The 26321-nt window shown below is 64.8% G+C and carries 22 protein-coding genes and 3 pseudogenes; 11 read left to right on the top strand and 14 right to left on the bottom strand.

Annotated elements, in window-relative coordinates; genetic code table 11:
* Nucleotides 1–11: 11 nt before the first annotated feature.
* The 6 genes from EAG14_RS00980 to EAG14_RS00955 all read right to left on the bottom strand — a co-directional run bounded on the left by EAG14_RS00980 (nt 12) and on the right by EAG14_RS00955 (nt 4118).
* On the bottom strand, nt 12–428 hold the full coding sequence (locus EAG14_RS00980; protein ID WP_121727795.1) for a hypothetical protein: 417 nt from the start codon (nt 426–428) through the stop codon (nt 12–14).
* Nucleotides 429–656: 228 nt separating this feature from the next.
* Nucleotides 657–908, bottom strand: coding sequence for a hypothetical protein (locus EAG14_RS00975; protein WP_099657064.1), 252 nt, complete (start codon nt 906–908; stop codon nt 657–659).
* Nucleotides 909–1138: 230 nt separating this feature from the next.
* Entirely contained in the window at nt 1139–2017 is an 879-nt protein-coding gene (locus EAG14_RS00970; RefSeq protein ID WP_121727794.1) for a PA4780 family RIO1-like protein kinase, read from the bottom strand.
* A 31-nt stretch (nt 2018–2048) separates the two neighbouring features.
* Nucleotides 2049–2867, bottom strand: coding sequence for a tRNA-uridine aminocarboxypropyltransferase (locus EAG14_RS00965; RefSeq protein ID WP_121727793.1), 819 nt, complete (start codon nt 2865–2867; stop codon nt 2049–2051).
* On the bottom strand, nt 2867–3484 hold the full coding sequence (locus tag EAG14_RS00960; RefSeq protein ID WP_121727792.1) for a class I SAM-dependent methyltransferase: 618 nt from the start codon (nt 3482–3484) through the stop codon (nt 2867–2869). The genes EAG14_RS00965 and EAG14_RS00960 overlap by 1 nt, the downstream gene beginning before the upstream one ends.
* Before the next feature lie 253 nt (nt 3485–3737).
* Nucleotides 3738–4118, bottom strand: a complete 381-nt coding sequence (locus EAG14_RS00955; protein WP_099657068.1) for a VOC family protein — start codon at nt 4116–4118, stop codon at nt 3738–3740.
* Nucleotides 4119–4274: 156 nt separating this feature from the next.
* On the opposite strand from EAG14_RS00955, the gene EAG14_RS00950 reads away from it, so the two are divergent.
* From EAG14_RS00950 to EAG14_RS23690, 7 genes and pseudogenes are all read left to right on the top strand, one after another.
* Nucleotides 4275–4895, top strand: a complete 621-nt coding sequence (locus tag EAG14_RS00950) for a flavin reductase family protein (protein ID WP_121727791.1) — start codon at nt 4275–4277, stop codon at nt 4893–4895.
* A 212-nt stretch (nt 4896–5107) separates the two neighbouring features.
* Nucleotides 5108–6211 (top strand): MBL fold metallo-hydrolase, encoded by a 1104-nt coding sequence (locus EAG14_RS00945; protein WP_121727790.1) that lies wholly within the window; start codon nt 5108–5110, stop codon nt 6209–6211.
* Between the two features lie 360 nt (nt 6212–6571).
* Nucleotides 6572–7477, top strand: coding sequence for an EamA family transporter RarD (gene rarD / locus EAG14_RS00940; protein ID WP_121727789.1), 906 nt, complete (start codon nt 6572–6574; stop codon nt 7475–7477).
* 400 nt (nt 7478–7877) lie between these two features.
* Entirely contained in the window at nt 7878–8657 is a 780-nt protein-coding gene (locus EAG14_RS00935; protein WP_240456897.1) for a type 1 glutamine amidotransferase domain-containing protein, read from the top strand.
* A 94-nt stretch (nt 8658–8751) separates the two neighbouring features.
* A complete protein-coding gene (locus EAG14_RS00930) occupies nt 8752–9648 on the top strand; it encodes a LysR substrate-binding domain-containing protein (RefSeq protein ID WP_121727788.1) in 897 nt (298 codons plus the stop codon).
* Nucleotides 9649–9850: 202 nt separating this feature from the next.
* A complete protein-coding gene (gene sbcD, locus EAG14_RS00925; protein WP_121727787.1) occupies nt 9851–11107 on the top strand; it encodes an exonuclease subunit SbcD in 1257 nt (418 codons plus the stop codon).
* A pseudogene (locus EAG14_RS23690) lies at nt 11104–11721 on the top strand (AAA family ATPase); the annotation flags it as partial. The gene sbcD and the pseudogene EAG14_RS23690, both read left to right, overlap by 4 nt.
* Nucleotides 11722–14008: 2287 nt before the next feature.
* Here EAG14_RS23690 and EAG14_RS23685 read toward each other — a convergent pair.
* A pseudogene (locus EAG14_RS23685) lies at nt 14009–14131 on the bottom strand (hypothetical protein); the annotation flags it as partial.
* On the opposite strand from EAG14_RS23685, the gene EAG14_RS23680 reads away from it, so the two are divergent.
* Nucleotides 14119–14616, top strand: coding sequence for an SbcC/MukB-like Walker B domain-containing protein (locus EAG14_RS23680; RefSeq protein WP_369827696.1), 498 nt, complete (start codon nt 14119–14121; stop codon nt 14614–14616). The pseudogene EAG14_RS23685 and the gene EAG14_RS23680 sit on opposite strands and share 13 nt — an antisense overlap.
* Nucleotides 14617–14715: 99 nt before the next feature.
* On the opposite strand, the gene EAG14_RS00915 is transcribed toward EAG14_RS23680, so the two are convergent.
* Nucleotides 14716–15636, bottom strand: coding sequence for a LysR family transcriptional regulator (locus EAG14_RS00915; protein ID WP_121727785.1), 921 nt, complete (start codon nt 15634–15636; stop codon nt 14716–14718).
* Nucleotides 15637–15764: 128 nt separating this feature from the next.
* Here EAG14_RS00915 and EAG14_RS00910 point away from each other — a divergent pair, with 128 nt between their 5' ends.
* The 3 genes from EAG14_RS00910 (at nt 15765) to yjjJ (ending at nt 19173) form a co-directional block, all read left to right on the top strand.
* On the top strand, nt 15765–16601 hold the full coding sequence (locus EAG14_RS00910) for a pirin family protein (RefSeq protein ID WP_121727784.1): 837 nt from the start codon (nt 15765–15767) through the stop codon (nt 16599–16601).
* A gap of 83 nt (nt 16602–16684) precedes the next feature.
* Nucleotides 16685–17329, top strand: a complete 645-nt coding sequence (locus EAG14_RS00905; protein ID WP_121727783.1) for an NADPH-dependent F420 reductase — start codon at nt 16685–16687, stop codon at nt 17327–17329.
* Between the two features lie 485 nt (nt 17330–17814).
* A complete protein-coding gene (gene yjjJ / locus EAG14_RS00895; protein ID WP_121727781.1) occupies nt 17815–19173 on the top strand; it encodes a type II toxin-antitoxin system HipA family toxin YjjJ in 1359 nt (452 codons plus the stop codon).
* 157 nt (nt 19174–19330) lie between these two features.
* On the opposite strand, the gene fosX is transcribed toward yjjJ, so the two are convergent.
* The 6 genes and pseudogenes from fosX to EAG14_RS00865 form a co-directional block, all read right to left on the bottom strand.
* Nucleotides 19331–19747, bottom strand: a complete 417-nt coding sequence (gene fosX / locus EAG14_RS00890) for a FosX/FosE/FosI family fosfomycin resistance hydrolase (protein WP_121727780.1) — start codon at nt 19745–19747, stop codon at nt 19331–19333.
* Nucleotides 19748–20105: 358 nt separating this feature from the next.
* Nucleotides 20106–20210, bottom strand: a pseudogene (locus tag EAG14_RS22575) (DUF2130 domain-containing protein); the annotation flags it as partial.
* A 41-nt stretch (nt 20211–20251) separates the two neighbouring features.
* A complete protein-coding gene (locus EAG14_RS00885) occupies nt 20252–22423 on the bottom strand; it encodes an AAA family ATPase (RefSeq protein WP_121727779.1) in 2172 nt (723 codons plus the stop codon).
* A gap of 82 nt (nt 22424–22505) precedes the next feature.
* Nucleotides 22506–22688, bottom strand: a complete 183-nt coding sequence (locus tag EAG14_RS23145) for a 3'-5' exonuclease (protein ID WP_240456896.1) — start codon at nt 22686–22688, stop codon at nt 22506–22508.
* A gap of 192 nt (nt 22689–22880) precedes the next feature.
* Entirely contained in the window at nt 22881–23735 is an 855-nt protein-coding gene (locus EAG14_RS00875; RefSeq protein ID WP_162995869.1) for a DUF6216 family protein, read from the bottom strand.
* A gap of 381 nt (nt 23736–24116) precedes the next feature.
* On the bottom strand, nt 24117–26237 hold the full coding sequence (locus EAG14_RS00865; protein ID WP_205603473.1) for an alpha/beta hydrolase domain-containing protein: 2121 nt from the start codon (nt 26235–26237) through the stop codon (nt 24117–24119).
* Nucleotides 26238–26321 lie beyond the last annotated feature (84 nt).

The following is a 26321-nucleotide window of genomic DNA, read 5'->3' as shown; positions in this document are numbered from 1 at the left end:
GCGTCAGGCCATTACTTGTCCAGCACGGTCGTGATCATGTCCCAGTGGGGGTAAGAGCTTTCGTCGGTGCTGGCCGTGCCCTTGCCGCCTGCAAACTTGAAGGCTGCGGTGCCGGTGCGGGCAATCTCCAGGGTTTTGAGCTTGCAGATAGCGGCCTTGGAAGGCGCATCGGTGCAGTAGCCGCGGGCTTTTTCAGTAATGGATTCGGCCACATAGCGCACTTGGCGCAGGTGGTCCACGGTCTGGAAGGTGCTCATCTGCACGTCCATCTTCACATCGCAACCGCAAGACTGCTTGAGCGCACCGGCCGCGCTGCGCACAGCGGGCTCCACTTCGGCGGTGTAGAAGTCGCGTTCTGCCTTGCCAGCGTGGGCCAAAGAAGCGGCGGCCAAGGCCAACGATGCGAGCACGAGCGAGTTGAATTTCATCAGGAATCCTTAGTCGGTTGAAACATGCTCCCAGGCGAAGGGTGCGCTCAGCGCCTGCCCTTCATGTGCCTGCCCGAACCTGTTCAAAGGCCCCTGGAGCGGGCGCATTGTGCGCCGCGCCAATGCGCCTCAACCGCCAAACATCGCCCTTTGCAACGCTTAATGGCACATGTTGTGCACTATTTCACTTTTGCTGCAGCACGGCCTGCTGCGGCGGCAGGGCAGCGCTCAGCGCCCCACCACCGACCAGCCAGCCTTCTGGTTGGACTTGTCGTTTTCATATTCCCAGGCGGTGCCGCAGCGGTCGCACACATAGCGGGTGATGGTGACCGAGCCTTGCTCGCGGTCTTCCTTGCGGTTGCCGCGCTGCACCAGCTCGGCGTGGCCTGGGGCCTTGCGCCAGTTGCGCTGGATGCCCTGGCAGGGCTCGCACAGGGTCATGGGGTTGAGTTCGCGTTGGCGGGCTAGTTCTTTGGTCATGTGGGGGCAGCCCTCGGGGGCCGGGGTGTGGGGTGGGATTGCGTGCTGCAGGGCGGCTACTGTAAGGCACCCGTGCGCACATGAACACAGCGGGGCGCACCGTTGACAAGCCAAATTGGCCTCTAGCGCTTAATAAAAAAGCGCCAGCAGCTATCAAATCAGGAGCTATCTCGCGGCCCCAGCACCTTCGCCATGCGGGCGTTGCGCAGCACCACGCGGTCGGGAAACCGTCAGCCCGCCGCCATGCGCAGTCTGCGCGCCGCGTCCTCGTCGCGTGCGTCGTCGATCTCGCGCAGCACGGCTTGCATGTCCACATCGACGTGGTCGGGGGCATACACGCCGCTCAGTGGGGTCTCGTTGGTCAGCAGGCCGCTTTGGTACAGGCTCCAGATTTCGGGGCCGTATTGGGTGGTGCGCAGCTCGGGGGCGAACTGGCCGAAGAAGTCGCGCAGGTTGGCCACGTCGCGCAGCAGCATGCGCTGGGCGTGGTTGTTGCCCGCAGCGTCCACGGCCTGGGGCAGGTCGATGATGACGGGGCCATCGTGGCCCGCCTCTTCACCTTCTGTGCCCGGCAGGTGGGCCAGCAGGATGTTGAACTCCGACAAATCGCCATGCACCACACCCGCACACAGCATGCGCACCACCTCGGCCACCAGCGTGGCGTGGTGGGTGCGCGCGTCTTCGGGCGTAAAGCGCACATCGTTCAGGCGCGGGGCCGCGTCGCCGTGGGCGTCGGTCACCAGCTCCATCAGCAGCACGCCATCGTGAAAGTTGTAGGGCTGCGGCACGCGCACGCCCGCAGCGGCCAGGCGGTACAGCGCATCGACCTCGGCGCTTTGCCAGGCGGCCTCTTGCTCTTGCCGGCCAAACTTGCTGCCCTTGGCCATGGCGCGGGCCGAGCGCGAGTTCTTGACCTTGCGGTTCTCGGTGTAATCGACGGCTTGGCGAAAGCTGCGGTGGGTGGCCTCTTTGTAGATCTTGGCGCAGCGTGTTTCATCACCGCAGCGCACCACAAAGACCATGGCCTCCTTGCCGCTCATGAGTTGCCGAACCACGGTGTCGATCAGGCCTTCCTCGATGAGGGACTGCAGGCGGGGGGGTGCTTTCATCGGTGCATTTTGCGCCCGGCGCGCAAGCCCCTCAGCCGCCAGCGGTCACATCGCGCAACCGCTGGTGCTCAGGCCCCTGCCAGTCGGGCGGCAGTTGGTGCTTGGCCTGCAGGTAGTGGTGGGTGAACACGTCCAGGTAGGCCTGCAGCGCCTGCGCGGCCAGCGGCTCGCCCGCCAGGTCCAGGCACAGGCCTGCCACTTCCGAGGTGCAAAAGTGGTCCTCCCGGCGCGAGCGGCGCAGCTGGTAGCGCGAGATCTGCTCGGGCTGCAGGCTCAGCACCGGAAAGCGGTCGATGTACGGGCTTTTGCGGAACATCTTGCGCGCTTCGGGCCAGGTGGCATCGAGCAGGATGAACAGCGGGCGTTTGCTGTCGGTGGCACCTTCAGGGGGCAAGGCCACCTCGGTCACCACCCGCTCAGGCGCCACGAACTCGCCAGGGAAGACCACGTAAGGCTGCCACTGCGGGTCGGCGAGCAAGGCCAGCAGGGCCGGGTCCACCTCGGTGCGCGCCCAGCCAAAGGCAAAGGTGTCGGGCACCACATCGGCAATCAGCCAGCCGGTGTTGCTGGGCTTGAGGGGCTCGATGTCTGCCATGAGCAGGCACACCCCGGCGCGCGTGGGCACCACAGGGCACACGCCGCACAGGCAGTGGCTGGGCACCAGGCGGCAGCCAGGGCAGCGCTCGCCACGCGGGCCGCCGCGCGCCAAAAAGGGCTTGGCGCTGCGCGCCAGCCGCGCCGTGCGCAGGCGGGCCACGGCATGGGGCGACGGGGATTCAGGGCGCGCAGGGGAAGCTGCGGGCGCTTGGGGGCCGCCAAGCGCCTGCGGGGCGAGGGGTGGCAACGGCATCAGCGCCGCCCCGCCTTCTCCAAAGCAAACAGGGGCACCTCGGCGTGCTCGCTCAGCCACACCCCGCCGCCCAGTTCGGTAAAGCCTTCGGCCAGCGTGCGGCGGTACAGGCTGGCGGGGTGCTTGTGCATGCGCGGGTCGGTCACCTGCTCGTCCACCACGTCGTCTTCCCAGTCCTCGCGGGCCACGGCTTCGATGTAGAGCGCGCCTCGGCTCAGGCGGGCCAGGTTGCGCAGGGCCTTTTTCGCATCGGCCTCGTTCAGGTAGGGCAGCACACCCTGGCAAATCACCAGGTCAAACGGCTCGGCCGGGTCGTGGGCGCGGTAGTCCACCACCGATCCACGCTCCCACCCAAAACGCTCGCACAGGTAGCTGCTGAACTCCACACCATGGAACTGCGCGGTTGGGAAATGCCGCGCCACCACATCGCGCCACAGGCCAATGCCGCAGCCCACATCCAGCACGCGCAGCACCGGCACGCGCAGGTACTGCAGGTAGCTGCACACAAACGCACCCAGCCGCTCGGTGTGGGCCGGGTCTACCACGCTGGTTTTCTTGTCAAAGTAAAAGCGCTGGTAGTACGCCTCGTCAAACATCGTTGCACTGGCAGATTGCATCCGCAGCCGTCCCATCATTCAAAACAAAAAGAGCCTCTAGGGACCCTCTGCACAAATCACCGCGCCGTGTGCATCTGCGGTCTCGGGCGGTCTGCGTCGTTGCAAATACTCGCAATAGCGATGGCTATTGCTGCGTTTTGCGCCTTGCAGCCCATCCCGATCCGCAGCGCACACTTGGCCAGCTCGATTCGTGCAGAGGATCCCTACGCTTACCAATCAAGCGCCAGAAGCTCTTAAAAATAGAGCAAACCAATCAAGCAGCGGGCCGGTGCAGAACGCACAGCTTGTTGCCGGTGGGGTCACGCAGGTAGGCCAGGTACAGCTTGCCGCTGGGGCCTTCGCGATAGCCGGGTGGGTCTTCGCAAGTCACACCACCGCTGGCCACGCCTGCGGCATGCCAGGCATCGGCCTGCTCGGGCGATGTGGCCAAAAAGCCGGTGGTGCCACCATTGCCATGCGTGGCGGTCTCACCATTGATGGGGGTAGAGATACAGAACGTGCCCGTGGGGCTGCGGTAAAAGTAGCGGTTCTTGTTGGCCACACCGGGTGGCACGCCCAGGGTGCCGAGGACGGCGTCGTAAAACTTCTTAGACACTTCCAGGTCATTCACACCCAGCATCACGTGACTGAACATTGTTTTGATCTCCAAAGGGGGCGCCCAATAGCGGGCAAAGGTTGCGCGGATCGTACCCGTAGCCGCCATCCTGGCCCAAGCGCCTGTTTACGATCTCGCAGGGGATCGTAAACAGGCTCTCAGCCCCGCCCTGAAACCACCGCGACAGCGCACACCATGACGACACCTTCCTCTGCAACCTTCACAAACCCAGCGCACTTCACCCCAGTGCCGCTCGACAAAGCCTACCGGCTGCTCAACCACGGGCCCACCGTGCTGGTGTCGGCTGCGCACGCGGGCCAGCGCAATGTGATGGCTGCCGCCTGGGCCTGCGCGCTGGACTTTGCCCCGCCCAAGGTCACCGTGGTGCTCGACAAAGCCACCCGCACCCGCGAACTGGTCGAGGCCAGCGGCCACTTTGCCCTGCAACTGCCCACCGTGCCCATGGCCGCGCTGACCGAAGCCATCGGCACCGAAAGCGCCCACACCCACCCCGACAAGCTGCAGCGCCACGCCGTGCCACTGTTTGACGCACCTGCGCTGCCAGACATCGCGGCAGAGCACAACCCGCCCCTGGTGCAAGGCTGCGCCGCCTGGCTGGTGTGCCGCGTGATCTCCGAGCCGCACAACCAGCAGGCCTATGACCTGTTCATTGGCGAAGTGGTGGTCGCCTGGGCCGACGACCGCGTGTTCCGCAACGGGCACTGGGAGTTTGACTCCGCCCCCGACAGCCTGCGCACGCTGCACTACGTGGCGGGCGGGCAGTTCTATGCTACGGGTGCGTCGGTCAAGGTTTGAACCAAAAGCACCTGCGCCGCCCGCACAATAAGCGCAACAAGCTACCAAAACAATAGCAAACACCTGCTGCTTGCGCCGCCCACCCGCACGGCACAGGCGGAACTTTGCAGCGGTGCCCCACTCCAGTATCCGGTATTAAAAATAACCATCTACCGCCCCTGCGGGCGAGCAAGCCTGGTTCATGCCAACCTGATCACTGGAGAAACTTGCCCATGAAGCTGTTCCGATTTCTGGAGGGAACGCCCGCGCCCACCCCCGCCCATACGCCCGAGGGCCTGAACCCCGGCCGACGCCGCATGCTGGCCATGGGCTGCGCCTGCTGCGCCATGGTGGCTGGCGGCATCAGCCCCGCCGCCGCGCAACTGCCCGGCGTGCAAAGCCACCTGGCCGCCGCCAAGAAGGCTGCGGGCACCGACCTGCTGCCCTACCTGCGCCTGGGCGAAGTGGCCGACCCCGCCATGGCCGACCCCAAAGCCATGCCCCGCGACCAACTCATGCGCCTGCCCGCACCGCCGCCCGGCCAGGCGTTTGACAACCTGTACTTTGTGGGCAACAAGTGGGTCAGCGCCTGGGTCATTGCCACCAGCCAGGGCCTGATCCTGGTCGATGCCATGGACAACGACGACGAGGCCGAGCACATCATCGACGCTGGCATGCGCAGGCTGGGCCTGAACCCGGCGCAGATCAAGATGGTGATCGTCACCCACGGCCATGGCGACCACTACGGCGGCGTGGGCTACCTGCGCCGCCGCTACGCCCCCGCCGTGCACATGGGCGCACCCGACTGGGAGATGACCGCCACCCAGCTCGAATTCGACCGCCCCGACTGGGGCCGCCCGCCCGTACGCAACCCCGCCACCGACCTGGCCCTGAAAGACGGCGACCGCCTGCGCCTGGGCGACACCGCCATCGACATCCTGATGACGCCCGGGCACACCATGGGCACGGTGTCCCTGCTATTCAGTGCCCGCCAGGGCAGTCAGGTGCACCGCACGCTGCTGTGGGGCGGCACCTCGTTCAACTTTGGCCGCCAGCCCAACCGCGTGGAACGCCTGCAGGCCTACATCGACGCCACGGCCCGCGTGCGCGATGTGGCCCGTGCGCAGAACGTGGACGTGTTCATCTCGAACCACAACGGCTTTGACCAGGCGGTGGAGAAGCTGGCGCTGATGCAGCAGACCGGGCAGAGCCGGCACCCTGCGCGCAACCGCTCCGCCAACCCCTTCGTCATTGGCGCAGACGCCACCCAACGCGCACTGACCGTGATGCACGAATGCGCCCAGGCCACCCTGGTGGCGTGGCAAAGCGGCAAGTAAGCCCAAATGCCCCCAGCGCTTATCCTCAAAGCGCTTGCAGCTATCAAAACATGAGCAAACAAAGTAGGAAGCAGGCCGTGCAAGCGGCCCGCTGCCCGCCCGGCGCAGCGCTGCAAACCGCGTGAAGCGGCCCTGCCCGCCGTTCGTACGCTCTGTCCGTTCGTGTTACCGTGCAGCCCGCCCCGGCTGCTGCCCGCAGCCACCAGTGCCAAAGAAGAAAAAACGGGGCGCGCCGCCACGCCGTGGTGGGCGGCGAATCCACTCCCCCTGTCCTTGGACCCTGTTCACGATCTTTTCGGAGATCGCGAAAAGTCCGTGAACAGGTTCTCACCCTTCTTCGATAGCAACTGCCTTATCGCCATGTCCAGCGGCATCCTGTACGGCCTGTCGGCCTATGTCCTGTGGGGCCTGTTCCCCCTGTTCTTCAAGCAACTGCAAGCCGCCACGGCGCTGGAGGTGGTGCTGCACCGCATGGTGTGGTCGCTGGTGTTTGTGCTCATCGTGCTGGCGGTGCTGCGCCGGTTTGCCTGGCTGGGCGATGTGCGCCGCAGCCCCGCGCTGCTGGGCAAGTTCGCGGTGTCGGCGCTGCTGCTGTCTGCCAACTGGCTCAGCTACATCTGGGCCGTGAACAACGGCCATGTGCTCGATGCCAGCCTGGGCTACTTCATCCTGCCGCTGGTCAACGTGGCGCTGGGCTTTGTCTTTTTGCACGAACGCCCCCGCAGGGCCCAGTGGCTGGCCTTTGTCGTGGCCGCCAGCGGCGTGCTGTGGATGGCGGTGCAGTCGGGCCATGTGCCCTGGCTGGCGCTGCTGATTGCGTTGACCTTTGGCTTCTACGGCCTGATGCGCAAGGTGGCCGTGCTGGGCCCGCTGGAAGGCATGTCGCTGGAGACCATGCTGCTCGCGCCCCTGGCCCTGGTGGCCTTGCTGTGCCTGGGCCCCACCGGCCCCGTCAGCACCACCCAGCATTGGCCCGCACACGACACGCACACCTGGCTTTTCTTTGTGTTGAGCGGCCCCGTCACCGCCATCCCGCTGCTGCTGTTTGCCGCCGGGGCGCGGCGCGTGCCGCTGTCCACCATGGGGTTCCTGCAATACATCACCCCCTCCATCCTGGCGCTGATGGGCGTGTTTCTGTACGACGAGCCCTTCGCCGGCCCGCGCGCCGTGGGCTTTGTGCTGATCTGGGCGGCGCTGGCGCTGTACACGGCCGAGGGGCTGTGGGCGGCACGCAAAGCCACAGCGGCCAAGGCAGCGGCGGCGTAGGGCGCCCCGGCGCATCAGCTCGCATCCACTACCGAAATCAGCCTCCAGCGCTTACTGCATAAGCGCCAGAAGCTATCAAAACAGAAGCACCTGCCGACACCGGCCATAGCCAGGGCCTTCACAGCTGCCGGGGCCATCGCGCCACCGGCACTGCACCAGCGCCCCACCAAAGCGGAGCCAACCAGGCACGGGTGTGCCCTGGCGAGGCATGCACCCACTGCATGGCATGACCCGTGCCCGGCGCATCGCAGGCACCCCGGTTCCACCGTCCAATCGTGTCTGCGGTGGTGGACGGGGCTGCGCATCTGCGGCCGCCATCGCCACCCATCACCCGGCGGCGATGGCCCCCTGCCCCATCACTGCGCCGCCCCTTTGAACCTCTTTTTGCAAGGAAGCCCGCATGACCTCCCTGAACCGCCGCTTTGCCATGAAAGCCCTGGCCGCTGCCGCCACCCTGGCTTCGGTGCACGGCGCCGCCAATGCCCGCACGGCCAACGGCCAGGCGCCCCGCATCCTCATCGTTGTCTCCAGCCACGACCGCAAAGGCAAAGACCTGGTGGCAGGCTTCTGGTTTCCCGAGCTCACCCACCCCGCCAAAGTGTTTGCCGAGGCGGGCATCGCCTTCGACATCGCCAGCCCGCAAGGCGGCATGCCGCCCTTTGATGGGTTTGACCTCAAGGACGAGGGCAACAGCTGGTTCTGGATTCAGCCCACGCTGCGCAACCAGCTGGCGCACAGCCTCAAGCTGGCCGATGTGGACCCCACGCGCTACGACGCCGTCATGCTGGTCGGCGGCCACGGGCCGATGTGGGACTTTGCGCGCAACAGCCGCCTGCACACCGTGGTGCGCAGCGTGTACGAGCGCGGCGGCATCGTCAGCGCGGTGTGCCACGGCCCCGCCGGGTTGCTGGGGCTCAAGCTGTCTGACGGCACCCCTCTCATCGCGGGCCGCAAGCTCACCGCCTTCACCAACGAAGAGGAGGTATCGCGCCAGTACGACAAGCTCATTCCGTTTGAGCTGGAAACCGCACTGCGTGCAGAAAACGCAGCGTTTGAAGAGGCCCTCATCTTCCAAAGCCGCGTGGTGGTGGACGGCAGGCTGATCACGGGCCAGAACCCGGCCTCTGCCAAGCCGTTTGGCGAAGCCGTGGTGGCCGCACTGAAGGCCCTGCCCGCCTGATCTGCAAGCCACGCCCCCGGTGGGCGGGGCTGCACGGGTTTTATGATGGCCTCACCGCCCACCGTGCCCCCGTGCCGTCCACCCCCAGCAGCCCATGAGCGACATCACCATCGCCGCCCTCCATGCCTTTCGGGCCGTGGCGCAGTGCGGCAGCTTCACGGCGGCGGCCGACGACCTGGGCTGCTCCCAATCAGCCATCAGCCGCCACATCGCCCTGCTGGAAGAAAGCACCCGCCAAACCCTGGTGCTGCGCGGGCACCGGCGCATACAGCTCACCCCGGCGGGCACCCTGTACCTGGAGACCGTGCAGCGCGCCCTGCAAGAGCTCGAGCGCGGCACCGCCCGCCTGGCCAGCCACGCGCAGCGCCCGCACAGCGTCAAGATTCTGGCCATGCCCTCGTTTGCCGCACGCTGGCTGGTGCCCCGCCTGGCCCATCTGCACCTGGCGGGCATTGATGCCGAGATCGAGCTGGCCACCTCCATCTGGGACGCTGACTATCGCAAAGAGCGCTTTGACATTGGCATCCACTACGGCGACGGCTCGCTGCCCGGTGCGCAGCTGCTCATGCACGACAGCCTCGTCCCCGTCATCGCCCCCCGCCTGGCCCACGAACGGCCCGTGCGCACGCTCGAAGACCTGGGGCGCTTCCCCTGGCTGCACGACGCACTGCGCAGCAGCAAATGGCCGCAATGGCTGGCGGCCTGCAACGCACCGCAGCTCACCGGCATCCGCCACCTGAAGCTGCAAGACGCCGAGCTGACCCTATCGGCCGCCGTGGCAGGCCTGGGCATCGCCATGGGCCACGAGGTGCTGGTGGCCCACGACATCGCCGAAGGCCGCCTCGTCAAAGCCTGGCCCCAGCACCTGCCCATGGCTGCGGGCTACCACCTGCTGCTGCCCGCGCGCGGCAAAGACAACCCCCACACCCAAGCCATCGCCCACTGGCTGCTGCGCGAAGCGCGGGTGGCGCAGGGCACGCCCCCGGCCTGAGCGGGTGAAGGCCGATGCACCCGGGTTGGCGCCCCGCAAGCAAGGCGCAGCACCGCCTGTCTTCTGGTCAAATGGCCTGATCGACAAAACCCCTGAGAGACCTCTCCCACCCGTTCGGGCGGAGGCACAAATCCCATCAGGTCAAATTGGCCTCTAGCGCAATCTCGATCAGCGCAAGAAGCTATCAAAACCGTAGTACCCCATGCGCATCCTTCACACCTCCGACTGGCACCTGGGCCAGCATTTCATGGGCAAGAGCCGCCAGGCCGAACACCAGGCGTTGATCGACTGGCTGCTGGTGCAGGTCGATGCGCATGCGGTGGATGCGGTGCTGATTGCGGGCGACATTTTCGACACCGGCGCACCCCCCAGCTACGCCCGCGAGCTGTACAGCCACCTGGTGGTGCGCCTGCACCGCGCAGGCGTGGCGCTGCTGCTGCTGGGCGGCAACCACGACTCGGTCGCCACGCTGGGCGAGAGCCGTGCGCTGCTGGCGGTGCTGAACACCACGGTGGTGGGGGCCGTGGGCGATGCGGCCGACCATGTGGTGGTACTGCCCCAGCGCGGCGATGCTGGCGGCAGCCATGAGCCCGGCTGCATCGTCTGCGCCGTGCCCTTCATCCGCCCGCGCGATGTGTGGCAAAGCCAGGCGGGGCAAAGCGCGCAGGACAAGCAACAGTCCCTGCAAGCCGCCCTCCAAGCCTATTACCAGGCGGTGGTGGATGCGGGCCGCGCGCGGCAAGCGCAGCTGCAGCAGACGCTGGGCCGCGTGGTGCCGCTCATCGCCACCGGCCACCTCACCACCGTGGGCGCCAGCAGCAACGACTCGGTGCGCGAGATTTATGTGGGCTCGCTCGACGCCTTCCCCACGGCCGCGTTTCCGCCGGTGGACTACATCGCCCTGGGCCACATCCACCAACCGCAAAAGGTGGGCGGGCTGCACCACATCCGCTACTGCGGCTCGCCCATTGCGCTGGGGTTTGACGAGGCCAAGCAGCAAAAGGAAGTGCTGCTGGTGGACCTGGACGCCAGCGGGCTCGCGGGCGTCACGCCGCTGCCCGTGCCCCGGTTTCAGGCGCTCATCGCCGTCAGCGGCAACCTGGCCGCGCTGCCGCAAGCCATTGCCACCGCCGCCACACAAGGCACGGCCGAGCAGCACGCGTGGCTGGAAGTGACCGTGGCCGAAGACGACTACCTGCAAGACCTGCCCGAGCGCATCAACGCCATGGTGCAGGGCCTGCCCGTGGAGGTGCTGCGCGTGCGCCGCCAGCGCACCAGCGCCGCCGCCGCGCTGCAGTCGGCCGCCCAGGAGACGCTGGACGAGCTGAGCCCCCACGACGTGTTTGCCCGCCGCCTGGCCGCCGAGACCCTGGCGCCCGAGCTGCAGCAAGCGCTGCAGGAGCGCTACCGCACCGTGGTGCAAAGCATCACCAGCCCCACCGAGGAAGGCGCCGCATGAAGATCCTGAAGCTGCGCCTCAAAAACCTCAACTCGCTCAAGGGCGAATGGGCCATCGACTTCACCCAGCCGCCGTTCACCGAGAACAGCCTGTTCGCCATCACCGGCCCCATGGGCGCGGGCAAGTCCACGCTGCTCGACGCGATCTGCCTGGCGCTGTACCACCAGACGCCGCGCCTGAGTAGCGTCTCCAAATCCGCCAACGACCTCATGACGCGCCACACCGCCGACTGCCTGGCCGAGGTGGAGTTCGAAGTGAAGGGCGCCGTGTACCGCGCCTTCTGGAGCCAGCGCCGCGCCCGCGACAAGGTGGACGGCTCGCTGCAAGACCCCAAGGTGGAGCTGGCCCAGGTGGACCCGGCCACGGGCCTGGGCACCATCCTCAGCAGCCAGAGCAACGACAAGCTGCGGCGCGTAGCCGATGTGACCGGGCTGGACTTTGGGCGCTTCACGCGATCGATGCTGCTGGCGCAGGGCCAGTTTGCGGCCTTCCTCAACGCCAGCGCCAACGACCGCGCCGAGCTGCTGGAGGAACTGACCGGCACCGACATTTATGGCGAAATCTCCCGCCGCGTGTTCGAGCAGGCGCGTGACGCCCGCGAGCAGTTGAACCAGCTCAAGGCCCGCGCCGACGGCGTGGAGCTGCTGCCCGCCGAGCGCATCGCCGCGATGCAGGCGGAGCAGGAGGCATGGACACACACGCTGGCCGAGGTGCAGCAAGCCCACGCCACCACCAGCGCGCAGCGCCAGTGGCACATCGACGTGGACCACAGCGCGCAGGCCGTGCACGACGCCACCACCGGCCAGCAGCAAGCCACCGCCGCCCTGCAGGCCGCCGCCCCCAGCCTGCAACGCCTGGCCGACAGCGAGCCCGCCCAGGCCCTGCGCGCACCGCACGCCGCGTGGCGGCAGGCCCAGGCCGCCTGCCACAGCAGCGATGCCCTGCTGGCCAGCCTGCAAGCGCAGCACCGGGCCGAAGCGGGCCTGCACGCCCAACACCACCGCACCGCCGCCATACAGGCACAGCGCGTGGCCCGCGCTGCGCAGGCCGAGCTGGCGCAGGCCGAGGCCGCCCAGCAGCGCCACACCGACTACTGCAGCGCCCACGCCCAGCACGCCCACCTGGGCGAGCGCCTGGGCGAATGGCGCCAGCTACTGCAACAGCAACACCAACGGCACACCCGCCTGGCCGAGCAGCAACAGGCCCTGCAAGCGCTGCAGACGGACATTGCCCAGCGCAGCGCACAAGCCACAGCACAGCACGGCCACGTAGAAGCCGCAACACAGGCCCAGGCCACTGCCGCCGCCGCACTGCACGCCGCACAGGCAGACCACGCCGACGCGCTGGGCGGCCACAGCATTGCCACGCTGCGCGAGCGCTGGCAACACGCCCAAAGCCACGTAGCCGCCTGGCAGCAGGCCATGCAACAGGCCCAGCAGCGCCGCGAGCTGGCAGACCAGCACACCGCGCTGGGCACCGAAGTGCTGCGCCTGCAAGCCGCCGCCACAGAGCAAGAGGCCACACGCCAGGCCCTGCGCGCGCAGTACAACGCCCTCAAGGAACAGGTGGCCGACAAGCGCCAACTGCTGGAACAAGAGCGCCGCATCCAAAGCCTGGACCAGCACCGCCACGCCCTGCAGCCCGGCCAGCCCTGCCCGCTGTGCGGCGCCACGGCGCACCCCGCCATCGATGCGTACCAAGCGCTGGACGTATCGGCCACCGAAGCCGCGCTGCAGCACAAGCAAGCCGAGTTAGAGGCCGTCACCACCCAAGGCCAGGCCGTGGCCGAAGCCCTGACCACCAGCCAGACCCGGCTGGCCGAGCGCCAAGCGCAGCAGCACGCCACTGCCCAGCGCATCGTGCAGTGGGAGGCCAACTGGGCCGACTGGGCCACCTTGGCCGCCCGCCTCGGGCCGCTGGGTGCCGAGCACACCCTGCACCCCGAAGACTGGCAGCACGCCGACCGCATCGCCGCAGGCCACACCGCCGCCCAGGCCACCCAGGCCCAACTGGAGGGCGCCCTGCACCGTGCAGAGGCCGCCGCCCAGCGCGTGCAGCAGGCCCAGGCCGCCGCCAGCCAGTGCGACCAAACCCTGCAAACCGCCACGCACCAACTAGCGCTGCAGCAGCAAGCCGTGCACGAAGCACAAGCACGCCAAGCCGCCCTGGCAGACGCCATTGCGGCGGCCCAGGCCGAAGGCACCGCGCTGCAGGCCCACCTGCGCGCCGCCCTGCAAGCCGCAGGCTACGACCTGCCCGCAGACCCCGCCCCCTGGCTGCAAGCGCGGGACGCCGAATGGCAGCGCTGGCGCGACACCCAGGCCGAGCTGCACACACTGGCCCAGCGCATCACGCGCCTGCAAGCGCAGTGCGATGCCGCCCAGGCGCAAGCCCAGCAGTGGTCGCAACGCTGGGCTGCGTTGCAAGCCACGGCCCATGCGGCCACCGAGGCGGCATGGGCGGGCGAGCCCCACGACACAGCGCACGACATAGACCAAGACAGCGCCATCGATGCCGCCGCAGCCCTGCAAGCCAGCGTGGCCGAGATCGAGCGCCTGCAACGCACCCTGGCCGCCCTGGAAGGCCGCCAAGCCCAGGCACAGGCCACGCGCACCCAGCAAGCCACCGAGCTGGAGGCGGCCACCCACGCATGGCACGCCGCACTGCAGGCCAGCCCCTTTGCCGACCTGGCCGCCTTTGAAGCCGCCCTGCTGCCCGAGCCCGAACGCCAAAGCCTGGCAGCCCAAAGGGAAGCCTTGCTGGCCGCCCAGCAACGCGCCGACGCTCTGCTGCAGGCCGCACAGGCCCGCCACGCCCAGTTGCAGGCCCAAGCGCTCACCCCGCAAACACTGGATGCGCTGAACGCCCACTTGGCCGCGCTGGAAACCCAGCGCAGCGCCCTCAGCGAACAGATTGGCGCCCACCGCGCCCTGCTGGCCAAAGACGCCCAGCAGCGCACCAACCAGCAGGCCCTGTTCGCGCAGATCGGCCAGCAAACCGCAGACAGCGATGTGTGGCAGCGGCTGGACGCGCTGATCGGCTCTGCCAAAGGCGACAAGTACCGCAAGTTTGCCCAGGGCCTCACGCTCGACCACCTGCTGCAACTGGCCAACCAGCACCTGGCGCGCCTGCACGGCCGCTACCTGCTGCGCCGCAAAACCACGGGCGAGCTGGAGCTGGAGATCGTCGACGCCTGGCAAGGCGACGCAGCGCGCGACACCCGCACCCTGTCGGGCGGCGAAGGCTTCCTCGTCAGCCTGGCCCTGGCCCTGGCGCTGTCCGATCTGGTGAGCCACAAAACGTCCATCGACTCGCTGTTCCTGGACGAAGGCTTTGGCACGCTGGACGGCGACACGCTGGAGGTGGCGCTGACCGCGCTGGACTCGCTCAACGCCAGCGGCAAGATGATCGGCATCATCAGCCACGTCGAAGCGCTGAAGGAGCGCATCCCGGCGCAGATCCGGGTCGTCAAAGGCGGGGGCGTGGGGCATTCGCGGCTGGTGGTGTAGGGCCGCTGCCGGACACATCCGTTCGGGCTGAGCCTGCCCGAGCCTTGCGCGGCGCTTCGACAAGCTCAGCGTGAACGGCTCCAGTGACCTCCTGCCTTGTCATCCATCACCCTGCGGCGGCAGTTCCTGCATCGCGCCCATCTTGCTGATGACCAGCTCAATGAAAGCCGACACCGCCAGGGGCAGATAGCGCCTGCTGGGGTAGACCATGTGCACGCCGTGCCCCTGCCGGTGGTACTGCGAGAGCACGGGCACGAGCAGGCCCGCGCGCAAATCGCGCTGCGTCAGCGTGGAGGGCAGCAGCGCAATGCCCAAGCCCGCCAGCGCGGCTTTGCGCAAGGCCTGCGCCGCGTTGCCGCTGAAGCGGCCAGTCACCTGCACCTCGGCCGGTGCGCCCTCCGGCCCTGTCACGCGCCAGGTGGCCTTGCCGCTGGGGTGGCTGAACACCAGGCAGTCGTGGCCTGCCAGGTCTTGCAGCGTGGCCGGAACACCCCGGCGGGCGATGTAGGCCGGGCTGGCCATCAGGCCGTCGCTGCCCGCGTCCAGCACCTTGCGGGCAAACAGGCCCGAGTCCTCCAGAATGCCGCCGCGAAACGCCACATCAATCCGGTCTGCAATCAGGTCCGCGCGGCCGTCGCTCAGCACAAAGTCCACCCGCACCTTGGGGTGCGTGACCAAGAACTCGGTCAGCCACTCCATCGCAAAGAAATCAAAAAAATCAGCCGGGGCCGCCACCCGCACCAGGCCGCTGGGCTCCTGGTTCACCGCCAGCAGCTCCTCGCCCGCATCCATCAGCCCCTCCACCGCGCCGCTGCAACGCTCCAGAAACACCTGGCCCGCGCTGGTGAGTGTGAGGTGGCGGGTCGAGCGCTGCATCAACCGGGTGCCCAGCTGCGCTTCCAGCTGCTGCACCCGGCGGCTCAGGGTGTTGGGCGGCACGCCCAGGCGGCGCGATGCCTCGGCAAAGCTGCCGCAGCGCACCACCTGCACAAAGATGGCCACGTCGTTCAGATCCAGCATGGTTGCGCGCCCTCACTCACTAATTCATTCGATTAATGGACGAGTGCAATCATATTGCGCTATCTAGTCAATCAATCGATGAATTTTTAAGCTACAGGCATCAGTTCAACATCTCCAAGGTTCTCTGTATGTCTGCACCCGCCACCGCCCCACGCGCCATCACACACCGCACCCGTGGCACCACACACGGCCCCATCACCCGCCTCATGAGCCCTGGGGACCTGGGCCAAGTGCTCAAGCCCTTCATCTTTTTGGACCTGGTGCACTTTCAGCCCGGCGCAGCGCAGCAGGGCTTTGGCATGCACCCCCACTCGGGCATCGCCACGGTCACGTTTTTGTCGGAGGGCGATGTGCGCTACGAAGACAGCACCGGCCAAGCGGGCCTGCTGCCTGCAGGCGGTGTGGAATGGATGCGTGCTGGCAACGGCGTGTGGCACACCGGTGCCCCCGTGGGCGACACGCCGGGCCGGGGCTTTCAGCTGTGGGTGGCCCTGCCCGCCGCGCTGGAAAACGCCCCCGCCCACAGCCAGTACCTCGCCCCCGAGCTGGTGCCCCAGGTGGGCCCGGTGCGGGTGCTGCTGGGCGAGTACGGCGCAGCACAAAGCCCCGTGGCGGCGCCCGAGGGGATGACCTATCTGGCCGTGCAGTTGGCCCAGGGCGAACGCTGGACCTACACGCCGCCCCCCGGCCACACCGTGGCATGGGCGGCAGTGGCCACCGGCGCGCTGACGGCGGGCGAACCCATTGCGGCAGGCGAACTGGTGGCGTTTGAGCCCACCCACCAAAGCATCGACTTTGTGGCCACCGAAGCCACCCGCTTCGTGCTGGGCTCTGCCGTGCCGCACCCGCATGAGCTGGTCATGGGGACTTACTCCGTGCACACCAGCCAGGCAGCACTGCGGCAGGGCACCACAGAAATCCGGCGCATTGCAGGGCAACTGCGCCAGGCCGGGCGGCTGGGTTAATCCCTTTCACATCCCCCTCCACATTCGACTTTTCACTGTTCCCTTTCCCTCCACCCACTTCACTCATTGACAAGGAAATCACCATGAACATCGGCATCATCGGCTCAGGCGCACTCGGCTCTAACGTGGCGCGCGCATTGGCCAGCAAAGGCCTGTCGGCTACCCTCTCCACCCGGCGCGGTCCGGAATCACTGGCCCCGCTGGTGGCCGAACTGGGCCCCACCATCAAAGCGGGCACCGTGGCAGAGGCTGCTGCCGCAGACATCGTGCTCATCGCCGTGCGCTGGGAAGACCTGGGCCAGGCCCTGGGCGGCCTGCCTGCGTGGAACGGTCGCATCGTCATCGACGGCACCAACCCCGTGGAGTTTCTGGACCCCAACTCGCCCGCCGCCAAAGACCCCAGCAACCCGCTGGCGGCCTACGGCATCAAGGCCATCGACCTGGGCGGGCGCTCGTCCAGCGAAGTGTTCAGCGAATTCGTGCCCGGCGCCCGCGTGGTCAAGGCGTTCAACCACCTGGACGTGAACGTGCTGGCCCAGCCCCAAGTCTCCGGCGGCCAACGCGCCATGTTCTACGCAGGCGACGACGCCGCAGCCAAGGCCGAAGTGCGCAAGGTGCTGGACGCCATCGGCTACTTCCCGGTGGACCTGGGCACGCTGGCTGTGGGCGGTCGCCTGTCAGAGCTGCCGTTTGGCGCGTTGTCGGCCAGCCAGTTCATCAAAATCTGAGCCAGAGGTGCCTGACAAGGCACCTACAGAAGGCCCCCAACGCAGTTTGCGCTATGCGAAGTGCCTGGGGGCTTTCGTGCGTTCATGCGTTCATGCCAAATCGATAAAGCAATGCCCCACGCTCAAGGCCATTGATGAATAGCCGTTGGCAAAAAATGAGGCCGCCACTATGAAAAATCATGGCATTTCATGTATTCACAGCGTCTCTGTCTGTATCGAACCTGCTTGAACTTGCGCTAGCGCCCCCACCGCCTGCCTCCCTGCCGACTTGGCACAGGCTCCAACTCTCGGTACCGTAGCGCAAAGCCACAGCCACAGCCACAGCCACAGCCACAGCCACAGCCACAGCCACAGCCACAGCCACAGCCACAGCCACAGCCACAGCCACAGCCACAGCCACAGCCACCAGTATCTATTCACAAATGGCTGTAATTCATTGATAAATAACGATTTTTATAAAAATAAATCTATTCATATAATTATTCATGCCTCCAACCCCAGACCTCTCCGCGAGCATCGTGCAAGCCCTGCGCCGCCAGGGCGGGGCACTTAGCAGCGCCGAGCTGCAAGACCAGCTACGGGTGAGCCAGCCCACCGTGTCGCGCGCGCTGGCCCCACTCATTCAGTCGGGCGAAGTGCAAAAGGTAGGGGCCGCCCGCAAACAGCGCTATGTGCTGCCCCGCACCGTGCGCGATGTGGGCCGCAGCGTGCCGGTCATGCGCATCAACGCGCAGGGTCAGCCCAGCCCGTTTGCGCGCATGGTGCCGCTGGCCAGCGGCGCCGTGTGGGTGGACGAAGAAGACGGCCTCTCCAAGCGCTTTGACGGCCTGCCCTGGTTTCTGGACGACATGCGCCCCCAGGGCTTCATGGGCCGCACCTTTGCCACCACCCACCCTGAGCTGCAGCTGGCCAAAGACCCCCGCTTCTGGAGCGATGACGACGTGCTGCGTGCACTGGCCCTGTGCGGCGACGACCTGCCCGGCAACCTGGTGGTGGGCGAGGCCGCGTTTGCGCGTTTTCACACCCTGCCGCAGCGGGCCAGCCGTGCGGCATCGCCTGCCGACTACCCGGCCCTGGCCGATGCCGCCATGCAAGGCAGCATCGGCGGCTCGTCCGCCGGGGGCGAGCAGCCCAAGTTCTGCACCATCGTGGGGGGCGACGCCTCGGGTGAAGTTGCTCGCCATGTGCTGGTCAAGTTTTCGCCTGCGGGCAACGCCCCCACCGACCTGCGCACCCGCGACCTGCTGGTCTGCGAACACCTGGCCCTGCACACGCTGGCCACTGCCGGCATTGCCGCCGCCTCCAGCCGCATCAGCACCGGCGCAGGCCGCGTGTTTTTGGAGGTGGAGCGGTTCGACCGCACACCCATCAACGCCGCCAACCCGCAGGGCCTGGGGCGCATCGGCATGGTGTCGCTCAAGGTGTACGACGCCGAATACGTGGGCGCCATGGACAACTGGGCCGCCACCGCCAACCGCATGCAAGAGCGCGGGCTGCTGCGCCCTGCCGACGCGCGCACCCTGCGCCTGCTGGAGGCGTATGGCGAGCTGATCGCCAACACCGACCGGCACTATGGAAACATCTCGCTGCTGCTGGACGGTGACGACTGGGCCCTGGCCCCCGCCTACGACACGCTGCCCATGCTCTACGCCCCCGTAGGCGGCGAGCTGGTGCCGCGCGACTTTGCAGCCCGCCCCCTGCAACCCACCGCAGCCACCCTGCCCGAGTGGCCGCAGGCGCTGGCCCTGGCCCGCAGCTTCTGGGCCGCCGCCAGCGCCGATGCGCGCATATCCGACGGCTTTCGGCAAATAGCCTCAGAAAATTTGAGCCATATCAGCCGCTAGACCTCATGGAATAAGCGCAAGCAGCTATTAAAAACGCAGCAAAATGGGTTTCTGCACACGCGTTTGAGCCGTGTTGCAGCGGTATTCACCGCACAAAACGCGGTGATTAGAAGAAGCGCCCCCGCCTAACGGCGCAGCGGCAGACCAACCCTACGCCCTACCCCTGCGCATACCGCGCCAGCCGCTGCGCCAGCGCGCCGGTGTGCAGCTCAAACAGATGGTTGTCAAAGTCATAGAAGTACAGCGACTGCCCCTCGCCCTCCACACGAGGCCGGGGCGGCTTCACCTCCACCCCCAGCGCCCGCAGCCGCGCCTCGCAGGCGGGCAAATCGCCATCGGCCACGGCAAAGGCGACATGGCGGTAGGTGCGTTCTGCGGGAGGCTCGCCCTCCATGAACGCCAGCCACAGCCCACCCAGCAGCACAAACTTTTCGCGCGAGAGCGAGAAGTTGCGGCCCTGGCTGTCGTAGACCTCTTGCGCGCCCAGGCCTTCGCAGAAAAGGTGGGCGGTGCGGTCTACGTCGCGCACGATGAAGGTGAGGTGGCTGAGGCCGAGGATGGGAGCGGGTGCCATGGGGGGAGCCTGTACTCATCAATGTGCTGAGGGGTGGTTGTGCCGCATGCATGGCCCGCCCCACACAAACCAACCCTCCTCTATGCGTTTAACCCATTGTTTTCATTAAGTTTTCGGTAAAAAAGCAGAAAACACAAAACATACCGAAATGCACAAATTCAGCCCTGCCATCACACATGGCTGCCGGCCAAACACGCCAGCGAGACCGAGTTGTGGGTGCGCTTCTTCCAAAAGCCACAGGCCAGCCGCTCAGCCCAGCGTGATTTGGTGGCGCGAAGAACCATGCGGCTCCGCAAATCTGGCCGCAATCGTTGGGTTACCGCGTGTGAGCTTCTTGATCGTCAGGTGATCGGCCTTGTCGTTGGCCGAACTCGCCATCGCGCACCTGCTTGAGGATGTCGGCATACCCCGCCTCGTCAATCTTGAAGGCTTTGCTGCAGTGGGGGCAGATGATTTCGTGCATGGGGAATGGAGCCCTTATAGATTGAACAGTTAGCAATTGGCCTAAATTTCCAACAGACCATCAACTTCTTGGTAGAGACGGATCAGATGATCAATGGTTAGATCAAGTATTGGTTCGTACATGAACGAGTTCAGGTGAATATTCGAGCTGACAGTGATGCTTACCTTTTCCAAGGTGCGCAGTGCGTTAGACCCTGGCTGCAATTTTTTGTATTCCTTCACCAAGAAACCAAATTGACTCTTAGACTCACACCAATAGCCGGGGTCCTGTTTGATCTCTCTGATTTTGCGAATGAGGAATTCTTCTGACTTCATGCGAATTGCCATGGAAAGCAAAACCTTGTCTTCCAAATTCAATCCAGCGTGATCTGCTTCATTCGATATGGCAGTAGCTTGTTCATGAAGCAAGTCCTTGATCGGCTTGTTTTGCCCGACATGCGCAGTCCCAAAAGTTCGGTTGTAAATCTCGAAATAATCCATTTCGGTAATGGCGTCTGTGCCCTCCTTCCAGTGAAGTAGGCAAGTTAGCTTGAGATAGTCCGGATCATTTTCTCCCTTGGTGTACTCGATCAGATTCCTAGTAAACGGAATAGTCGCACACAGTGCACGAGGATTTACGTGTACCTTTTCTTTGAGAATTCCGATGAAGTAGTTCTTGATTCCATCGGCTTTTGACAAAGTGATATGCGCGGCATGACGGTTTGCCATCAGGCATCTATCACGATGAACAAAGTTGTTCGCAAGGGTCCTGAAAAAGTCAAAGTTGTGTGTCAGAATAATTTGAAAAAAATTAGGATTACCATCCAAATCTTCCAAATATTGAACAATCGCATGCTTGTTCTTGTAATCAAATGAGTCGGCTACATCGTCAATAATGAATAGTGTTTTTTGCGAAACAAGAGATCTTGCCTCGACTTCAAAAATAAAATTCAACAAGTAGAGTGCGCGTTTCTCGCCTTGACTTAACGTCTTAATCTCGGAGCGACCCCATTCAACAACGTCATCACCGTCTTTGAATGTGAACTTTAGTTTGGCCTTCTCCTTGCCGAGCGCAGCTTGGGCCTGATTGGCGACGGACAAGCTGAATGGCATGTCAACGAAACGATCATTAAAAAGGGCAACCGCCTCAGTCCATTTCGGCGCTGCTTGAGCTGCAGCCATTTCGATAGCCTTGATCTCTTCCTTGGTTTGTTCATGTAACTCAATGAAGTCCGTGGCATCGGAGCTATTTTGTACATGGTGAGCCCATATGTCCTGCCGAAAGTCAGCTTGTCGCTCTGGCCTTAAATTTTCAAGAAGCTCGTCAACTTGGGTTATTGGCAAGCTCTCGATGAGGTCCGACAAAGCCTGTGTTTGAGCATTCTTGGCCAAGCTCGAGCGTATTTTTCTTAAACTTTCATCGCCGTCTATTCGAGCATGAATCTTCTTCAATCGTTCATCCAGCTCAACCTTGCCAATAGCGGTTGCTTCGCCTCGCATTTGCAAGCGATGTCCACCATTGAAAAACCCTTGCTTATCCAATGTGCTGAAGGAAGTCTCGGCTCTTGCAGGATTAAAAACTCCTTTCTGATAAATCGATCCTTCTTGACTGAAGAGTTCTTGGTACCGCGTGTTGAATTCTTTGGAATTTGAAATAAAATCTGGACTTCTCAAAACATCAATGGCTTTCGGATCGAAAAGGATGCTGTAGTTAAGGTGAGCGAGTTCACACAGGATTTTGCGCGATCTGAGACTAGTGATGCATTCCGGGAATTCATGAAATCCGATGTCATCAAGCAGTGTTTTCTCAATGTCCTTTTTCGGCACACCCGACGCCTTTTGTAGGCTGGCAATGAGCATTGTTTTTTGCTTATCGATATCAATGAGTATTGCGTCGTAGCGGGATTTATTCTCCGGGTTGACAAGGATATCAGTAAGTGCCGGACTGTCATCTTGGATATCTATCTCTGACTTGAGAACATAAATTGACTCTTTCGGCATTTGAGCTCCATCCATCCGTGCCTCGGATATCGATGCTCTGTTATAGCGTTCCTCCACAGCTGCACTTCCCACGGCCAGCTTTTCAAACGTCCTAGTGAATGAAGTTTTCATCAGTCCATTCGGCGCGTACACGGCGAAAGCTTTATTTCCAGGTTTGCCATTTCCAAAATCGAACTCATGTTCAAGAGACTGGATTCCGTAGCAGTTTTTAAATTTTATAGCGAGTTTTTTCATATTTCACTCTTCTGACAGTTGTGCAATATTGATGCGGCTGATGTTTGGTTTCTCAACTCATTGCTGAGTGATCGACCTTCGATTAATTCAGTCTTCGACCCAAATACCTACTCGCGTTCGCACCAATCACTAACCGTTGCGTCGCCCGCGTAGCCGCCACATAAAACGCCCGCGCCGCTTCCTTACCGTCCTCCCCCGCGGCTGGCATATGCCACACGCCGGGTAGCGCCACCATGGGGAACTCCAGGCCTTTGCTGACCTTCATGGTCATCACCTTGATCTTGTTGCTGGTGGGGTCAAAGTCGCAATGCCCAGCCTGTTCTCTACCGGCAGCTTGCGTTGGGCTAGGGCGATGGCGCACAGGTCCATGGTTTTCCAGTCCGCACACAGCACCGCTTTGTCCCCAAGCAAAGTCATATCCATGCACCTTCGTTTTGTGCAGTCAAAGTGCGCGACTTCAGTCTTTTGCACCATACAAATCCAACTCGACCTGCTCCCCCGGCAAGGTAGATGGCAACCCACGGGCCAACAGATCCTTGGCACTGACGACCTTGTTCAAAACCACGACCACGCGAGCAAGCAGAGCAAGAAAGAACAACGTGCAAACAAACAAAGACCAGCGCTGCTCTTTCAGCTTGGTCGCCAGATGCGCTGGCCACTCGTCGGCTGACAAAAGCTCGCACAACGTTTTCACTTCCGCCTCGGTGAAGGAGGTGCGCGCCGCGTTCGTTGCCAGCGGCTGATCGCAGTCGCTCTTTTTCAATGGGTTTCTGTTGAAGAGGACGGGGGGCCACAAGGTCTGCGCGCTGAACTCTGTGGCGAGAAAGGTGCGCTCGCTCGCCTTGAAGGTGAACGGTACTTGCGGAATCAGCATCAGCCAGGCGCAGCCTATCGACGCAAAGAGAAACACGACGAACGCAGCGATATGGGCATAAAGGTAGGGGCGTGAGGGCAAGTCTTGCTTACGCACCTGCCGCAACCCGGTGTCGAAGTAGTGCCCGCAAGCGGCGATTTGGCGCAAATCCAAGCGGTGGAGTTGTGCCCACTGAACCAACTGGTGCGCTTCTTCCAGGCTGGCGGCCTGCACGCCAGAGAACATGCGAAAGGACATGAGGTTGGTCTGCTCGTCCACATACGAACGGATCTTGGGGTCCGAGATTTCATCGCTGCCGTGCACCAGCAGCCACAGGCGCCGCAGCAGGGTGTGCAGCGACACCGTGCGCCAGATGACAACGGCAAAGCCAGCAATCAGTACGAGTGGAATCAAGGCGGCCAAGGCGCCGCCGAACTGCGTGATGGTGGCGAAGTCCATCACGCAGCAGAGGGCGCGCATCGCCCAAGGTGGTGCGGCCTCGATGCAAGCGAGTCGTTGGCTTTCTCTTGCGGCCTGTCAGCCAGGCGTTTTTCTCCACGGGTCATGCGCGGCAAGCACGCACCCAGTGCCGGTATCAATGTCGCCATGCTGCTGGCAGTTTCCCTGAGCTGAATATGTGTGTAATTGTTAAAACACTGTAGGGTCAGGGATCGGTTTGCGCAACTGCCAAAGTTGGTAGGTACCTCAATTTATAAAAAAACAGGCTCTAGCGCTTATTGAATAAGCGCTAGCAGCTATGTTTTTAATAGCAAATTGGCACACCGACACGCTGCCGCCCCACTGTGCACGCCGTGTGCAGCGGGGTGGCTGTGCGGGTGCTCAGGGCAGGCGGGCCAGGGTGCCTGCCTCTGCCGCGCGCACGGCGGCCTGGGCGTCGGCGGGGAGCAGCAGGCGTTGTTGCTCCAGGCGCCAGGCGGCGGCGCGCACGGCGGTGGTGTAGGCGTCTGGCGTGGGGTAGCGCTCTGCGATGGAGGGGCGGGGGTCTTTGCGGGCCAGGCGTTCTGCGCGGGTGGCGGCCAGGGGCAAGGTGCTGCCTTGCTGGGTGCAGATGCCGGAGGGGTTCAGAGGATCGATGGGCGCGGTGGTCTTGGCGTTCCAGCCCACGTAGGTGGCGCGGGGCACGGCCACGGCGGGCAGGCGCACGGTGCCCAGGGCCAGGCCGTCGGCGTCGGTGCGGGGCACCAGCACGGGGTAGTGGCCCAGCACGGTGGGCAGGCCGCTGGCGCTGTCGGTGCGCCACGATGGGGTGGCGTAGCCCTGGTAGCCCAGCAGGGTGCGCAGGCCTTGGTATTGGCCGGGGTAGCTGGTGTGGTCGGGGGGCACCAGGGTGCCGTCGGCCACGTTGGGGTAGTGGCTGGCCGGTGGCTCGGTGCCGTGGCGCACCCAGTCGTTCATGCCGGTGAGCAGGGCGCGCATGAGCGGGCCGACGTAGATGGGCGATGTGGGCAGCAGGCAGCCAGCCTCGGGCTTGGCCAGGGCGTCAAACGCGGCGAAGTGCGGGGTGCCTGCCACCAGGTAGGCGCGCACGTTGGCGGGCAGGGGCAGGTGCTGGGCCTGGGGGTCGGTCACGCTTTGGCTGCCGTGCGATGCCCACATTTCGTATTCCGAGTCGACCTGCATGATGCGCGGGCAGGTGCTGGTGGCGGTGCAGCGTTGCAGCAGGCCGTCGGTGCGGCCGGTTTGCGCATCGGTGCTGGTGGCGTAGGCCATGGGGAACTGGTCTACGGGGTACAGGTCGTCGCTGTTGGGGCCGGGGTTGCGGGCGGGCTGGGCAAAGCGGGCGTTGGTGTAGCTGCGGCGCCCACCGGGGATTTGCAGCAGCAGGCCGTCGTACACGGGGCGGTGGTCGGCGCTTTCGTTAAAGCCCAGGTACACAAAGTCGCGCAGCACGCGGCCCGATTGCGAGATGCCGGTGCCCAGCAGGGTTTGCATGGTGGGCTGGCCGCCTGCGGCCAGGGGGTTGGCGGCGCTGGTGTCGTGCCGCAAGAAGTGGGCGATGTCGCGCAGCGCGGCCAAGCCCAGGCCCATGACCTTGGCGCCCCGGGCGGTGTAGGTGAATTCGTAGATGGCGTCTGCCGGTTGATTGGCTGGGCGGGTGATGGCGATGGTCTGGTCGTCCACAAACCGCCATGCCAGGCCTGCGGGCTGGGTGCGGGGGTCTTGCACGCGGGCGCGCACGGTGAGCTGGGCGCCTTCGCGCGTGGCGGCGGGGTAGGCGAGCTTGACGGTCTGCTCGGCCTCGGTCTGCTTGGGGGTGAAGACCCATTCGTCGCGCGAGGGGCCGGTGATGCCTGGCAGCGTGGGCACGTTCAGGCCCAGCGCTGCAGCGCCTTGGCCGCCGCTCACGGGCAGGTCGCCCTGCCAGCCGATCCACGCCAGGGTGTAGCCCTGGGCCAGCAAGAAGCCTGCGCCTGCGTCGGCGGGCTCGCTCAGGCGGCCGTAGCTGGTGGGGGCGTCGTCAAACCCGGGGCCGATGAGCTTGCGGCCCCGGTTGGGGGTTTCGATGAGCAGGGTGCCGTTGGGGCGCTGGGGCTGCAGGATGACGACGTCGGCCACGCCGGTGACGCGGCCTGCGGCGTTGCGCGGGGCCAGGGCGATGTCGGCAATGGCGGCGTTGCGGGGGTCTGCGGGGTCGACCGCAAAGGTGGCGCGGGCGGTGATTTTGCGGGCGGTGCCGCGCTCGCCAAAGCTGCGGGCCTGCAGGGCCGGGGCTTGGGTGCTGAGCACTTCAAACTGCGTGACCTGCGCCTGCACGGGGGCTGCGGCGCACAGGGCCAGCGCGCCAGCCACCCAGCCGCCCTGCCACAGGCTGGCAAGGGCGGTGCGGGGTGCCAGCCACCGGGCCAGCAGGGTGACCTGGGGCCGGTGGGCCGCGGGGGCAATGGCCGCAGGGGCGGCCATGCGGACCGGTGCGGGCGAAGGAGTCAGGTGGAGGTGCATCGTGAAACCCTTGGGCTGGAACGGGTGGACAGATGGAATGCCAACGGTGTGGTGGGGCATGGGTGAGGCCATGGTGGGCAAGCT

Source organism: Acidovorax sp. 1608163 (assembly GCF_003669015.1).
In the GTDB taxonomy this organism is placed as follows: Bacteria; Pseudomonadota; Gammaproteobacteria; order Burkholderiales; family Burkholderiaceae_C; genus Acidovorax.
Note: the sequence above shows the minus strand (reverse complement) of the source record. Positions and strands in the feature narration are given on the sequence as shown.

Excerpts from the sequence above, each read along its gene's own strand:
- EAG14_RS00980 (WP_121727795.1), bottom strand. The coding sequence starts at position 428 with ATGAAATTCAACTCGCTCGTGCTCGCATCGTTGGCCTTGGCCGCCGCT.
- EAG14_RS00975 (WP_099657064.1), bottom strand. The coding sequence starts at position 908 with ATGACCAAAGAACTAGCCCGCCAACGCGAACTCAACCCCATGACCCTG.
- EAG14_RS00970 (WP_121727794.1), bottom strand. The coding sequence starts at position 2,017 with ATGAAAGCACCCCCCCGCCTGCAGTCCCTCATCGAGGAAGGCCTGATC.
- EAG14_RS00965 (WP_121727793.1), bottom strand. The coding sequence starts at position 2,867 with ATGCCGTTGCCACCCCTCGCCCCGCAGGCGCTTGGCGGCCCCCAAGCG.
- EAG14_RS00960 (WP_121727792.1), bottom strand. The coding sequence starts at position 3,484 with ATGCAATCTGCCAGTGCAACGATGTTTGACGAGGCGTACTACCAGCGC.
- EAG14_RS00955 (WP_099657068.1), bottom strand. The coding sequence starts at position 4,118 with ATGTTCAGTCACGTGATGCTGGGTGTGAATGACCTGGAAGTGTCTAAG.
- EAG14_RS00950 (WP_121727791.1), top strand. The coding sequence starts at position 4,275 with ATGACGACACCTTCCTCTGCAACCTTCACAAACCCAGCGCACTTCACC.
- EAG14_RS00945 (WP_121727790.1), top strand. The coding sequence starts at position 5,108 with ATGAAGCTGTTCCGATTTCTGGAGGGAACGCCCGCGCCCACCCCCGCC.
- rarD (WP_121727789.1), top strand. The coding sequence starts at position 6,572 with ATGTCCAGCGGCATCCTGTACGGCCTGTCGGCCTATGTCCTGTGGGGC.
- EAG14_RS00935 (WP_240456897.1), top strand. The coding sequence starts at position 7,878 with ATGACCTCCCTGAACCGCCGCTTTGCCATGAAAGCCCTGGCCGCTGCC.
- EAG14_RS00930 (WP_121727788.1), top strand. The coding sequence starts at position 8,752 with ATGAGCGACATCACCATCGCCGCCCTCCATGCCTTTCGGGCCGTGGCG.
- sbcD (WP_121727787.1), top strand. The coding sequence starts at position 9,851 with ATGCGCATCCTTCACACCTCCGACTGGCACCTGGGCCAGCATTTCATG.
- EAG14_RS00915 (WP_121727785.1), bottom strand. The coding sequence starts at position 15,636 with ATGCTGGATCTGAACGACGTGGCCATCTTTGTGCAGGTGGTGCGCTGC.
- EAG14_RS00910 (WP_121727784.1), top strand. The coding sequence starts at position 15,765 with ATGTCTGCACCCGCCACCGCCCCACGCGCCATCACACACCGCACCCGT.
- EAG14_RS00905 (WP_121727783.1), top strand. The coding sequence starts at position 16,685 with ATGAACATCGGCATCATCGGCTCAGGCGCACTCGGCTCTAACGTGGCG.
- yjjJ (WP_121727781.1), top strand. The coding sequence starts at position 17,815 with ATGCCTCCAACCCCAGACCTCTCCGCGAGCATCGTGCAAGCCCTGCGC.
- fosX (WP_121727780.1), bottom strand. The coding sequence starts at position 19,747 with ATGGCACCCGCTCCCATCCTCGGCCTCAGCCACCTCACCTTCATCGTG.
- EAG14_RS00885 (WP_121727779.1), bottom strand. The coding sequence starts at position 22,423 with ATGAAAAAACTCGCTATAAAATTTAAAAACTGCTACGGAATCCAGTCT.
- EAG14_RS23145 (WP_240456896.1), bottom strand. The coding sequence starts at position 22,688 with ATGAAGGTCAGCAAAGGCCTGGAGTTCCCCATGGTGGCGCTACCCGGC.
- EAG14_RS00875 (WP_162995869.1), bottom strand. The coding sequence starts at position 23,735 with ATGGACTTCGCCACCATCACGCAGTTCGGCGGCGCCTTGGCCGCCTTG.
- EAG14_RS00865 (WP_205603473.1), bottom strand. The coding sequence starts at position 26,237 with ATGCACCTCCACCTGACTCCTTCGCCCGCACCGGTCCGCATGGCCGCC.